Annotated in this window: 10 protein-coding genes and 2 pseudogenes; 7 read left to right on the top strand and 5 right to left on the bottom strand. The window is 72.8% G+C overall.

Annotation, left to right across the window (positions count from 1 at the left end):
* Window positions 1–2: 2 nt before the first annotated feature.
* A complete protein-coding gene (locus tag HUT10_RS21005; RefSeq protein ID WP_176172793.1) occupies window positions 3–785 on the bottom strand; it encodes an IclR family transcriptional regulator in 783 nt (260 codons plus the stop codon).
* Window positions 786–868: 83 nt separating this feature from the next.
* On the opposite strand from HUT10_RS21005, the gene hutH reads away from it, so the two are divergent.
* From hutH to hutI, 5 genes and pseudogenes are all read left to right on the top strand, one after another.
* Entirely contained in the window at window positions 869–2,395 is a 1,527-nt protein-coding gene (gene hutH / locus HUT10_RS21000) for a histidine ammonia-lyase (RefSeq protein ID WP_176172792.1), read from the top strand.
* Window positions 2,395–4,047 (top strand): urocanate hydratase, encoded by a 1,653-nt coding sequence (gene hutU / locus HUT10_RS20995; protein WP_176172791.1) that lies wholly within the window; start codon window positions 2,395–2,397, stop codon window positions 4,045–4,047. Before hutH ends, hutU begins: the two co-directional genes overlap by 1 nt.
* A complete protein-coding gene (locus HUT10_RS20990; protein ID WP_176172790.1) occupies window positions 4,044–5,240 on the top strand; it encodes an allantoate amidohydrolase in 1,197 nt (398 codons plus the stop codon). The genes hutU and HUT10_RS20990 overlap by 4 nt, the downstream gene beginning before the upstream one ends.
* A gap of 80 nt (window positions 5,241–5,320) precedes the next feature.
* Window positions 5,321–6,598 (top strand): annotated as a pseudogene (locus HUT10_RS20985) (formimidoylglutamate deiminase); the annotation flags it as partial.
* The gene (gene hutI, locus HUT10_RS20980; RefSeq protein ID WP_176172788.1) at window positions 6,586–7,734 is read left to right on the top strand and encodes an imidazolonepropionase; all 1,149 of its coding nucleotides are present in this window, start codon (window positions 6,586–6,588) and stop codon (window positions 7,732–7,734) included. The pseudogene HUT10_RS20985 and the gene hutI, both read left to right, overlap by 13 nt.
* On the opposite strand, the gene HUT10_RS20975 is transcribed toward hutI, so the two are convergent.
* The gene (locus tag HUT10_RS20975; protein WP_176172787.1) at window positions 7,718–8,584 is read right to left on the bottom strand and encodes a lipase; all 867 of its coding nucleotides are present in this window, start codon (window positions 8,582–8,584) and stop codon (window positions 7,718–7,720) included. The genes hutI and HUT10_RS20975 overlap by 17 nt on opposite strands.
* An 81-nt stretch (window positions 8,585–8,665) precedes the next feature.
* A complete protein-coding gene (locus HUT10_RS20970; RefSeq protein WP_176172786.1) occupies window positions 8,666–10,084 on the bottom strand; it encodes an acyltransferase in 1,419 nt (472 codons plus the stop codon).
* Between the two features lie 195 nt (window positions 10,085–10,279).
* Here HUT10_RS20970 and HUT10_RS20965 point away from each other — a divergent pair.
* A pseudogene (locus HUT10_RS20965) lies at window positions 10,280–11,403 on the top strand (anion permease).
* Between the two features lie 8 nt (window positions 11,404–11,411).
* Window positions 11,412–11,633, top strand: a complete 222-nt coding sequence (locus tag HUT10_RS20960; protein ID WP_176172785.1) for a hypothetical protein — start codon at window positions 11,412–11,414, stop codon at window positions 11,631–11,633.
* On the opposite strand, the gene HUT10_RS20955 is transcribed toward HUT10_RS20960, so the two are convergent.
* Both HUT10_RS20955 and HUT10_RS20950 read right to left on the bottom strand, forming a co-directional pair.
* Window positions 11,615–12,382 carry a hypothetical protein gene (locus HUT10_RS20955; RefSeq protein WP_176172784.1) on the bottom strand — a complete coding sequence of 256 codons (768 nt, stop codon included), beginning with the start codon at window positions 12,380–12,382 and terminating at the stop codon, window positions 11,615–11,617. The two genes, HUT10_RS20960 and HUT10_RS20955, sit on opposite strands and share 19 nt — an antisense overlap.
* Window positions 12,379–12,588, bottom strand: coding sequence for a hypothetical protein (locus tag HUT10_RS20950; protein ID WP_176172783.1), 210 nt, complete (start codon window positions 12,586–12,588; stop codon window positions 12,379–12,381). The genes HUT10_RS20955 and HUT10_RS20950 overlap by 4 nt, the downstream gene beginning before the upstream one ends.
* Window positions 12,589–13,001 lie beyond the last annotated feature (413 nt).

The raw sequence follows: 13,001 nt of genomic DNA, 5'->3' as shown, positions 1-13,001 counted from the left end.
CGTCACGCCGGGTGGCCGCCGATGCGGGTGGTCAGCTCGGCGGCCGTGGCGGCCACTTCCGCCGCCAGGTCCGGCCAGGTCTCCGGGCACGGCTGCGCCGCGCAGTGGTGGCGAAGGGTCACGCTGATCGCGGCCAGCGGGCGGGCGCCGTGGTCGAAGACCGGGCTGGCCACCGAGGCGAAGCCGGCCGTGACGTGGCCGTCCTCGACCGACCAGCCGAGGCGGCGTTCCGCGGTCAGGGTGCGGCGCAGCTCGGCCAGCGTGCGCGGGCCGCGGCCGGTGCGGAGGACGAACGCCGCGGCCGACGGGAACAGCGCGCGGACGTGCGGGGGCGGCAGGTGGCGCAGGATCGCCCGGCCGGACGCGGTCAGCTGGCCCGGCAGCCGGACACCGACCTCCGTCACCAGCGTCTCGGGGCGGGCCGGGCGCTCCTTGATCAGGTACAGCGATTCGTTGCCGTGCAGGACGCCCAGGTGGGCCGTGTGCCCGACGCGGTCGACGAGCTTGCGCAGCAACGGCCCGGCCAGCCGCTCCAGCGGGTCGTGGCGCAGGTAGGCCGAGCCCAGTTCGAACGCCGCGATGCCCAGGCCGTAGCGGCGTTCCGCAGGCAGGTGGACGACGAACCCAGCGGCCTCGAGCTCGCTGAGCAGGTGGTAGGTGGTCGAGCGCGGGAGACCCGCTTCGCGCGCGATGGCGGCCGCGGTGACCGGGCCGGGGCGCGCGGCCAGGAGGCGCAGCACCGCCAGGCCGCGGCGCAGCGCGGGGACCTCACTGCTCTCGCCCATGCCCCGAGCCTACGTCTGGGATCCCAGACAAAACCACTCCGTGGGGCATCCCACCAGCGGTTCCGAGGGGGTGCAATGAGCCCATGCCGGAAAAAGTGCTCCTGGGCCCGGAACCCCTGACCGCCGCCCAGGTCGTCGACGTCGTCCGCGGCCACGCGCCGGTCGGGCTCACGGACGCCGCCGAGAAGAACCTCGCCGCGACGCGCCAGCACATCGAGAACCTCGCTCACGCGGTCACGCCCACCTACGGCGTTTCGACCGGCTTCGGGGCGCTCGCCACCCGGCACATCCCGGTCGAGAGCCGGACCGCGCTGCAGCGCAGCCTGATCCGCTCGCACGCCGCCGGCGCCGGGCCCGCCGTCGAGGCCGAGGTCGTCCGCGCGCTGATGCTGCTGCGGCTGCGGACCCTCGCCAGCGGTTACACCGGCGTCCGCCCGGGCACCGCGCAAACGCTTGCGGCCCTGCTCAACGCCGACATCACCCCGATCGTCCACGAGTACGGCTCGCTCGGCTGCTCCGGCGATCTCGCGCCGCTGGCCGCCGTCGCGCTCGCGCTCATGGGCGAAGGCGAAGTGATCCACGCGGGTCAGCTGAAGCCCGCGGCGGAAGCGCTGAAGCACGCCGGGATCGAGCCGGTCGTGCTCGCCGAGAAGGAGGGCCTCGCGCTCACCAACGGCACCGACGGCATGCTCGGCATGCTCCTGCTCGCCGCCGCCGACCTGCACCGGCTGTTCGACATCGCGGACATCACCGCCGCGATGAGCGTCGAAGCTCTCCTGGGCACCGACCGCGCGTTCGCCGCCGACCTCCAGGCGCTGCGCCCGCACCCCGGGCAGGCGAAGTCCGCGGCCCGGATGTGGCAGGCGCTGCAGGGTTCGAAGATCGTCGAAAGCCACCGCGGCCCGGACTGCAACCGCGTCCAGGACGCCTACTCGCTGCGCTGTGCCCCACAGGTGCACGGCGCCGCGCGTGACAGCCTCACCCACGCCGAGCTCGTCGGCGAGCGTGAGCTGATGTCCGCTGTGGACAATCCGGTCGTCCTCGCCGACGGCCGCGTCGAGTCCAACGGCAACTTCCACGGCGCGCCGGTCGCCTACGTGCTGGACTTCCTGGCCATCCCGATCGCCGACGTCGCCAGCATCGCCGAGCGCCGCACCGACCGGATGCTCGACAAGGCGCGTTCGCACGGCCTGCCGCCGTTCCTCGCCGACGACCCCGGCGTCGACTCCGGCCACATGATCGCCCAGTACACCCAGGCCGCCGTGGTCAGCGAGCTCAAGCGGCTCGCCGTGCCGGCGTCGGTCGACTCCATCCCGAGCAGCGCGATGCAGGAGGACCACGTCTCGATGGGCTGGTCGGCCGCGCGGAAGCTGCGCAAGGCCGTCGACGGCCTGACCACCGTGCTGGCCATCGAGCTGCTCACGGCTGCCCGTGCGCTGGACTTCCGCGCGCCGCTCGAGCCGTCGCCGGTCACCGGCGCGGTGCGTGACCTGCTCCGCACGAAGGTCGCGGGCCCCGGCCCCGACCGCCACCTGGCGCCCGAGATCGCGGCCGCCGAAGAACTCGTCCGCTCCGGCGCCGTCCTCGACGCCGCCCGTCTGGAGGTCTGATGTCCCGCGTCGTCCGTGCCGCCCGCGGCACCCAGCTCACCGCCAAGTCGTGGCAGACCGAAGCCGCGCTGCGGATGTTCCACAACAACCTCGACCCCGACGTCGCCGAGCGGCCCGAAGACCTGGTCGTCTACGGCGGCACCGGCAAGGCCGCCCGCAACTGGGCCAGCTTCGACGCGATCACCCGTGAACTGACCATTTTGGACGTCGACGAGACGCTGCTGGTGCAGTCGGGCAAGCCGGTCGGGGTGTTCCGGACGCACGAGTGGGCGCCGCGCGTGCTGATCGCGAACTCGAACCTGGTCGGCGACTGGGCGACCTGGCCGGAGTTCCGCCGCCTGGAACAGCAGGGCTTGACGATGTACGGCCAGATGACCGCGGGTTCGTGGATCTACATCGGCACCCAGGGCATCCTCCAGGGCACCTACGAGACCTTCGCCGCCGTGGCCAAGAAGAGGTTCGGCGGGTCTTTGAAAGGCACCTTGACCGTGACCGCGGGTCTCGGTGGCATGGGTGGCGCGCAGCCCCTCGCCGTGACCATGAACGACGGCGTCGCGCTGGTCATCGAGTGTGACCCGCAGCGCGCGCACCGCCGCGTCGAAACCCGCTACCTCGACGAGGTCGCCGACGACCTCGACGACGCCATCGCCCGCGTCACCAAGGCGAAGCAGGAGAAACGGCCGCTGTCGGTCGGTGTCGTCGGCAACGCCGCCGAGGTGCTGCCGGAGCTGTTGCGCCGCAACGTCGAGGTCGACATCGTCACCGACCAGACGTCGGCGCACGACCCGCTGTCCTACCTGCCCAAGGGGATCAGCGTCGACGACTGGCACGACTACGCGGCCAAGAAGCCCGACGAGTTCACCGACCGCTCGCGCGAGTCGATGGCCGACCACGTCGAGGCCATGCTCGGCTTTCTGGACCGTGGCGCCGAGGTCTTCGACTACGGCAACTCCCTGCGCGGCGAGGCCAAGCTCGGCGGCTGCGAGCGCGCGTTCGACTTCCCCGGCTTCGTGCCCGCCTACATCCGCCCGCTGTTCTGCGAGGGCAACGGCCCGTTCCGCTGGGCGGCGCTTTCGGGTGACCCCGAGGACATCGCCGCGACCGACCGCGCGATGCTGGACCTGTTCCCGGAAAACGAATCCCTTGCCCGCTGGATCCGCCTCGCCGGAGAACGTGTTGCCTTCCAGGGGCTTCCGGCGCGGATCTGCTGGCTCGGCTACGGCGAGCGGCACCTGGCCGGCCTGCGGTTCAACGAGATGGTGGCCAGCGGCGAGCTGAAGGCACCGGTCGTCATCGGCCGCGACCACCTCGACTCCGGCAGCGTGGCTTCGCCGTACCGCGAGACCGAGGGCATGGCCGACGGCTCCGACGCCATCGCCGACTGGCCGCTGCTGAACGCGCTGGTCAACACGTCGTCCGGGGCGAGCTGGGTGTCGATCCACCACGGCGGCGGCGTCGGCATGGGCCGGTCCATCCACGCGGGCCAGGTCAGCGTGGCCGACGGGACGCCGCTGGCCGCGCAGAAGCTGGAGCGGGTGCTCACCAACGACCCAGGCATGGGGGTCATCCGGCACGTCGACGCCGGCTACGACCGCGCGGCCGACGTCGCCGCCGAGCGGGGTGTGCGGGTGCCCATGCGGGAGGCCGAGTGACCGCCTCCGGGCTCCTCGGCGAAATCGACGGCGTCGGGCGCGACCCGAAGCGCGGCGGCTACTCGCGGCACGCCTTCGACCGGCCCGAGCACGACCTGCGGGAGTGGTTCGTCGAGCGCGCGCTGGGGCTCGGGCTGGACGTCGAGACCGACCGCAACGGCAACATCTGGGCCTGGTGGGGGCCGCCGGGCCGCAACGCCGTGGTCACCGGCAGCCACCTCGACTCGGTGCCCGGCGGCGGCGCGTTCGACGGCCCGCTCGGCGTGGTGAGCGCGCTGGCCGCGGTCGAAGCCTTGCAGGGCAAAGGTTTCCGGCCCCGCCGTCCGCTCGCCGTCGTGGTGTTCGCCGAGGAGGAGGGCGGCCGGTTCGGCGTGCCCTGCCTGGGTTCGCGGCTGCTCACCGGCACCATCGACGCCGACAAAGCACGCGGCCTGCGGGACACCGACGGCGTGACGTTCGCCGAGGCGGCCGCGAAGGCGGGGGTCGACCCGGTGCGGATGGGGCCGGACACCGAGCGGCTCGACCGGATCGGGCACTTCCTCGAACTGCACGTCGAGCAGGGCCGCGGGCTGATCGACCTCGGTTCGCCGGTGGCCGTCGGCAGCACCGTGATCGCGCACGGGCGGTGGCGGTTCTCCTTCGCGGGGCAGGGCAACCACGCCGGCGCGACGCTGCTGGCCGACCGCGCGGACCCGATGCTGCCTGCCGCGGCGACCGTCACCGCCGTCCGGCGGCTGGCCGCGAAGGTGCCGGATGCGCGGGCGACCGTCGGCCGGCTCGTGCCGACCCCCGGCGGGACCAACGTCATCGCGTCCACAGTGGACCTCTGGCTGGACGCGCGGGTGCCCGGCGAAGGCACCCCGGGACTGGTCGCCGAGATCAGCCGGGCCGCTTCGGAGGCGGCTGCGGAGGAAGGTTGCCGGGTCGAGGTGACCCGCGAGTCCTACTCCGGCGACGTCGTGTTCGACGACGCCCTGCGGCGTGACCTCGGCGGCTGGCTCGGCGCGCCGCCGGAGCTGCCGACCGGGGCCGGCCACGACGCGGCCATCCTCGCCGGGTTCGTCCCGGCCGGGATGCTCTACGTGCGCAACCCGACGGGAATCAGCCACTCGCCGGAGGAGTTCGCCGAGGCCGGCGACGTCGAAGCCGGTGCGGCGGCGCTGGCCACGGCCCTGGAACGGCTGGCGCAGTGACCCCCGGCCCGACCCCCGAGCCGACCCCCGGCCCGCGGGGGCGCCCCCCGTTTCCAGCCTATCGCGCGGCACCGACAGTTTTCTGGTGCGAACAGGCCTGGCTGCCCGGCGGGATCGCGGCCGGCGTGCGGATCGACGTCACCGACGGCCGGATCACCGGTGTGACGCCGGGTTCGCCGCGCGGCGGCACCGTGCTCGCCGGGCTCACGCTGCCGGGCTTCGCGAACGGGCACTCGCACGCCTTCCACCGGGCGCTGCGGGGCCGGACGCACCACGAGCGCGGCACGTTCTGGACCTGGCGCGAGCGGATGTACGCGCTGGCGTCCCGGCTCGACCCGGACACCTACTACCGGCTGGCCCGCGGCGTCTACGCGGAGATGGTGCTCGGCGGGTACACGAGCGTGGGGGAGTTCCACTACTTGCACCACGCGCCCGGCGGGAAGCCCTACGCCGACCCGAACGCCATGGGGCACGCGCTGCGGCAGGCCGCGGCCGACGCCGGGATCCGGCTGACCCTGCTCGACACCTGCTACCTCGCGGGCGGCATCGGCGTCGAGCCCGACGAGGTCCAGCGGCGGTTCTCCGACGGCTCGGCTTCGGCGTGGGCCTCCCGGGTGGCCGGGCTGAAGGAAGACGAGCTGTTCCGCGTCGGTGCGGCCATCCATTCGGTGCGTGCGGTCCCGGCCGACCAGATGTCGCTTGTGGACAGTCCGCGGGTGGTGCACATCCACCTTTCGGAGCAGCGGGCCGAAAACGAGCAGTGCCGGGCCGCCTACGGCCGCACGCCCACCGAGCTCTTGGCCGATCACGGGGTGCTGACCGAGCGGCTGGTCGCCGTGCACGCCACGCACCTGACGACGTCGGACATCGACCGGCTCGACGGCGCGCGGGCGTGCTTCTGCCCGACCACCGAACGCGACCTCGGCGACGGCATCGGCCCCGCCCGCGCGCTGCGGGACGCCGGGGTGCGGCTGAGCGTCGGCAGCGACAGCAACGCCGTCGTCGACGCCTTCGAGGAGACCCGCGCGCTGGAGCTGGACGACCGGCTGGCCAGCGAGCAACGCGGCCGGTTCAGCGCCGAAGAGCTGCTCGAAGCGGGCACGGACCACGCGGCGATCGGCTGGGACGAGGTCGGCGCGCTCGCCGAGGGGGCGGGCGCGGACTTCGTCACCGTGACCATGGATTCCGTGCGGACGGCCGGGATCGAGCCGTCCGGGGTGGTGTTCGCGGCGTCCGGCGCGGACGTCCGGCACGTCGTCGTGGCCGGCCGCGAGGTGGTGCGCGACGGCGCGCACCGGCTCGTCGACCGGCCGGAAACCGTTCTGGCGAAGGAGATCGAGGTACTGTGGCGGTTCTGATCACGGGCATCGGCGAACTCACCACCCACGACCCGGCGCTGGGCCGTCTTTCCGACGCGGCCCTGGTGCTGGACGGCTCGCGCGTCGCCTGGGTGGGCCCCGCGGCGCGCGAGCCGGCGGCCGACGAGCGGGTCGACGTCGAAGGCCGCGCGGTGCTGCCCGGCTGGGTGGACAGCCACACCCACCTCGTCTTCGCCGGCGACCGCACCGCCGAGTTCGAGGCGCGGATGGCCGGGAAGCCCTACTCGGCGGGGGGCATCGCGACCACCGTCGGCGCGACGCGGGAGGCGTCCGACGAGCAGCTGGCGGCGAACCTGCGCCGGCACGTCGACGAAGCGTCCCGGCAGGGGACGACCTGCCTGGAGACGAAGACGGGCTACGGGCTGACCGTCGCGGACGAAGCCCGGTCCGCCCGGATCGCCGGGGAGGTGGCCGACGAGGTGACGTTCCTCGGCGCGCACCTCGTCCCGCCCGGCGCCGACGCGGAGTCCTATGTGGACCTCGTCTGCGGCGAAATGCTCGACGCGGTGGCGGGCAGCGTGCGCTGGGCGGACGTGTTCTGCGAGACCGGCGCGTTCGACGAAGCCCAGTCGGCCCGGGTGCTGAAGGCCGCGGCCGAGCGTGGGCTGGGCCTGCGCGTGCACGGCAACCAGCTGGGCGAAGGCCCCGGAGTCCGGCTGGCGGTGGAGCTGGGCGCGGCGAGCGTCGACCACTGCACCCACCTCTCGGACGCGGACGTCGAAGCCTTGGCGGCGTCCGAGACGGTCGCGACCCTGCTGCCCGCGTGCGATTTGTCGACCCGGCAGCCGCTGGCCCCGGCGCGCCGGCTGCTCGACGCGGGCGCGACGGTGGCGCTGGCCAGCAACGCCAACCCGGGCAGCTCGTACACGACGTCGATGGCCTTCTGCGTCGCGACCGCAGTGCTCCAGATGCGCATGACGGTCGAGGAAGCGGTCTGGGCCGCGACGGCGGGCGGGGCGAAAGCGTTGCGGCGCGAGGACGTGGGCGTCCTGCGGCCCGGTTCGCGGGCGGACGTCCACGTCCTCGACGCGCCTTCGGTGACCCACCTGGCCTACCGGCCGGGCGTGCCGCTGACCCGGGCGGTGTGGCGGGCCGGGGTCAGAGTGGCAGGGTGAACGGCGTGCACGTCGGCACGTAGGTCGCGTCCAGTGCGTGCAGGATCAGCCCGGTGACGTTGGGGTCGACCGCCTGGCTCAGATGGCCCGAGGCGTCCGAGGCGCAGAAGTCCTGCAGGACGACGTCCGTCGTGCCCGGCTCGGCGAGGATCCCGCTCGTGTACGGCGTCACCACCTCGTCGTACTTGCTCACGATGCTCGTGTACGCCGGCCCTGGCACGTGGACGCCGCCGCGGGCCAGGTCGTCCAGGAACGCCGACGGGGCCAGGTACTCCGAGCACGCGCCGCACGCCGTGCGCAGCACCGGGCCGAGGCCGGGGACCGTCGTCAGGAGGGCCTTGGCCAGCGCGTCGAGGCCGCCGAGCGTGGTGCCGCGGTAGTTCGCGCCGAAGCCGACGAAGTTCGCGACTTCGGCCGCGCCGCCGCCGTACTTGAGGTAGTACGCCGGCATCGTGCTGCCTTCGGAGTGACCGACGATGTCGACCTTGGCCGCGCCGGTCACGGCCCGGACCTTGTCGACGAACCGACCGAGCTGCGCCGCGCTGTCGCGCATGGACGCCAGCCCGCCGACGCCCGGCCCGAGGACGCCCGTGCCGTACGTCAGGGAGAAGACGCAGTAGCCCTGCGCGGCGATCTTCGGCGCGTGGAAGAACCAGTTGACGGTGTCGTTCGCGCCGAGGCCGTGCACCAGCACGACCGGCTCCGGGTGCGCGGCCGACGGGCGGCAGCCCCAGTCGTTCCAGCTGCCGTCCGGTGCCGCCTCCGCAGCCGACGGCGCGACCGCGCCGAGGGTGAGCGCCGCGGCGAGCACGGCCAGGGTTCGCTTGACACCGCCGTTGGTGACCCGCATTCCGTTGCCTCCAGTTACCCGTCAGTACGTGACGGGAATCATGATCGGTCACATGCCGCTGGAGGCCACCTGGGAAAACGCTCAGAGTTGCCCGGTGTTCGTTGTGACCGGTGACAACGACGGCCGGCGGGCCGCGACCACCAGACCGGTCAGCGCGACCAGCCCGCACAGCCACGCGAACCAGTCGCCGAAGCGCGCGTAGGGGGTCTTGCCGGGACCGATCGGGACGTCGGCGACGACCACCGTGAACGGACTGCCGCCGGTGTGGGCCTCGGCCAGCACGTGTCCTTGCGCGTCCGCCAGCATCGGCGTCCCGCGGGCCGCGCTCCACGCCACCGAGAAGCCGTTCTCGACGCCGCGGATCAGCGCCGTGCGGCTGTGCGCCCAGCCGTCGACGTCCTCGTCGGACGCCGGGACGAGGACCAGGCCCGTGCCCGCCTTGCCGTACTCACCGGCGGGGTCGGCGAAGTTGACGTCCATGCACACCATCAACCCGATCCCGGCGAAGTGCGCGAGCTGCGTGCCGGAGCCGAGGTTCGGCGAATCCCCGTTGTGCCACTTGCGGTATTCCACCGGCGGACCCGACGGCGGGATCGCCAGTGCGGCGTTGAACCGGCCGTCCGGAGTCGTGTCGATGACACCGGTGACGACGTCGAGGTTGCGCGCCCGGGCGACCTCGGTGACGGTGTCGACGAGCCGCGGGCGGCTGGTCTGGTCCACCGCGAATGCGGCCTCGGGGAGCACGACGGCTCGGACACCGCCGGGCAGCCGCTCGATTTCGTCCACATAGGCCTGGACGGTGGTCCGGCCCTCGAACGTGCCGACGTCGGCCGCCCACGGACCCTTGTCCATGGCGATCAGGGCGACCCGCACGGACGGCCCGGACGGCGGCGGCGTGGTCCAGACGACGAGCCCGGTCAGTGCTGCGGCCGTCACGACCAGCCCGGCCACCCGCGCGAGGCCGCGGACCCGCGGGGCGAGCGCGGCGGCGACGGCGGCCGGGACGAACAGGACCAGGTATTCGACACCCCAGCCACCGGTGACCGCGGCGAGCCGCAGCACGGCCGGCCGGTCCGCCTGGGTCGTCATCAGGGTGTCCATGATCCCGGTCGGGTTGAGCAGCGAAACGCCGTACAGCACGGCCGTCCACAGCGCGGGCGCGGCGAGCGCTGCCGGCAAGCCGTGGCCGCGGCGGACCAGCACCCGGAACAGCCCGGCGGACAGGGCGAACAGCAGTGCGCTGCCGCCGAGGATCGCGATCGCCGCGGGCCGCGGAACGGCCAGGGAATGCCAGAAGTAGCTCCAGCTGCCCGCGCTGCCGGCCAGGTAGGCGGCGAACGCGCACGCCATCGCGGCGGCACCGGGGACCCGCGGCGCGAGCAGCAGGATCGGCAGGGGCGCCACCCAGGCGAGCTCGGGCACCGGATCCAGCCCGGTGCCGAAGAAGAACAACACCGCCGACGCCACCGTCGCGACGACCGCCCACCCCAGCTTGTTCACCACGGCCCCCTTTCGCCCGATTTCGAGTGTTGCGGGTGATGCGGGCGGGCGCACTGGGTTTCGCCCCCGGGCCGGGGTGGGGTCTGCCCCACCCCGGTTCACGGAGAGTTCAGGAAGCCGTCACGCCGCCGGGATCGGAGCGGCCGCTGTCGATCAGTAGCGTTGCTAACGAACAGCAACGAAAGTGGGCCACCCATGGACTTCTCGCTGATCGTGCTGGTGGTGATCGTCGCCGCGCTGGCCTTCGACTTCACCAACGGCTTCTACGACACCGCCAACGCGATGGCCACCTCCATCGCCACCGGCGCACTCAAACCGAAGATCGCGGTCGCCGTCTCGGCCGTGCTGAACCTCGTCGGCGCGTTCCTTTCGGTCGAGGTCGCGAAGACGATCTCCGGCGGGATCGTCGACGACACCAAGGTGACCCGGTGATCATCTTCGCCGGCCTCGTCGGCGCCATCGTGTGGAACCTGGTGACCTGGCTGATCGGGCTGCCGTCGAGCTCGTCGCACGCGCTGTTCGGCGGGCTGATCGGCGCCACCTGGATCGCCTCCGGCTCCGACGCCGTCCACTTCGGGAAGGTCGTCGAGAAGGTGCTGATCCCGGCGCTCGCCTCGCCGGTGGTCGCCGGGATCGTCGCGACGCTGGGCACCTTCCTCGTCTACCGGATCACCGCACGGGCGAAGCAGGACACGGTCGGGCGGACGTTCAAGGCAGGCCAGATCGCCTCGGCGTCCCTGGTTTCGCTCGCGCACGGCACGAACGACGCGCAGAAGACCATGGGCGTCATCACGCTGACGCTGATCGCCTCCGGCTCGCTCGCGCCGAACTCGGGTCCGCCGGTCTGGGTGATCCTGACCGCCGGCCTCGCCATCGCGCTCGGCACCTACCTCGGTGGCTGGCGGATCATCCAGACGATGGGCAAGAAGCTCACCGAAATCCAGACGCCGCAAGGGTTCGCGGCGGAAACGAGCGCCGCGGCGGTCATCCTCACCTCGGCGCACCTCGGGTTCGCGCTGTCCACCACGCACGTCTGCTCGGGCGGCATCATCGGCTCCGGGCTCGGGCGCAAGCTCGCCGAGGTCCGCTGGGGCGTCGCGGGCAAGATGGTCGTCGCCTGGGCGCTGACGCTGCCCGCCGCGGCGATCGTCGGGGCGCTCGCCGCCGAGGTCTCGACGCTCGGGACCTGGGGCACCGTGCTGGTCGGCCTCGCCGGGGTCGTCGTCGCGCTGGGCATCTACCTCGCGTCGAAGCGGAACCCGGTCAGCGCCCACTCCGTCAACGAGTCCGAGCCGGCCGCCCAGCCGGCCAACGCCTGAGGAGCGCCGTGCACATCGATTGGGGTTCCCTCGGTCTCGTCTTCCTCGTCGCGCTGGGCGCGGTCGTCGTGCTGACGAGCCTGTTCTCGTTCGGCGTGGTCGGGCTCTCCCAGCGCGACTCGGCCCGCGCCGCGGGCGGCTCGGGCTCCGGACCGCTGGCCGGCGCGGTCATCTGCTTCGCGCTCTGCGCGGCGATCGTCGGCTACGGGATCTACTTGATCGTCGCCTGAACGCGGTCCCGGAACCCTGCGGGCAGCCCGGACAGCATCGGTTTCAGCGTGGCGCGCCGCGCCTCGCCCAGGTGGGTCAGCAGGTCGAGCGCCGGCGTCCAGAGGTCCTCGTCGGCGCTCGCCGCGGTGACCAGCCGGCCGAGCCGGTGCGCCGGGAGCAGGCCCACGACGTGGTCGATGCGGCCCTTGTCGTCGAGCACGAAGGCGATCCGCAGCAGCGCCGGGTCGTCGATCCGCTCGAGCGCCTGCCGCACGGTGGGGTCGGGCAGGTGCCCGACGAACCGGCCGAGGGTGATCCAGTCCTCCTTGCGCGCCAGCTCGCCGGCGACCGCGAGGACGGTGTCCAGCGGGATCCGGCTGATGATCGCGCTCGCCCGCCGCGGATCGAGCTCGGCGGCGACCTCGGCGAGGAAGCGGGGACTGAGCCGCTTGGCGACGTCGACGCCGCGCGAGACGTCGACCAGCCCGGCGATCCGGGCGCACAGCAGCGGGCCGAACACCTTCTCGGCGATCTTGGCGAGCACCCCGACGGGCACAACCCGAGCGGCCAGCGCCATCCGCTGCAGGGCGGCGGCGTTGGCGTCGAAGAGGGTGTCGGTGACCTGTTCGCGGAAGGCCTGCAGATCGCCGGCGTCGACGCGGGCGAGGTACTCGAGCCGGGAGGGTGCGACGCCGAGGACGCGGGCCAGCTTGAGGATCTCGCCCTCGGCGGCGTAGTTGCCGGCTGTGGCGGGGCTTTGGGGTGTCACAGGCCCACTGCTTTCCGGACTGCGCCGCGGAGCAGGGCGGGGACGTATCGGAGGCCTTCTTCGCCGGCTTCGGCGAGCGCTTTCGCTTGCCGCCTGCGCGCGTCGCGGAGTGCGTCGGCGAGGTCCTGCCGCTCGTGCTCGTCGAGGGCCTCGATGCCTGCGGGGAGGTAGCCGCCCAGCTGGTCGGCGAGTGTGCGGTCGGCCATGGTGGATCATCATGCAACACGGCGGGCACGGCCGCGCGGAGATGGGCCTGCTTGGCCGGTGGTTTGGGGCGATGTGGAGCACTGCTCACAGTTGTGAGCGATGCTCATCGCTGATGATGGGGTCGGTGCTCCGATTCGAGAGCGCTGCTCTCGTTCGGCCGCCCGGGCTTTCCCCGCTCCGCTCCGTCCCGCCTGGCCCTGCCCTGCCCGACCTGACCTTGTCCTGCTCGCCCGTCTCGCCGGGCGCGATGCTCTGAAACGAGAGCACTGCTCTCTTGTGTCTGGCATGGCGCTCCGAAACAAGAGCGGTGCTCTCTCGTTCTCGAGAGCGGCGTCCACATTGCAGAGCAGTGCTCTCGGAGGCTGCGAACCCGGTATCGGAGCGCGCCGAAGGTTGACTTTCGGCAGTGGTC

The organism is Amycolatopsis sp. Hca4 (assembly GCF_013364075.1).
GTDB lineage: Bacteria > Actinomycetota > Actinomycetes > Mycobacteriales > Pseudonocardiaceae > Amycolatopsis.
Note: the sequence above shows the minus strand (reverse complement) of the source record. Positions and strands in the feature narration are given on the sequence as shown.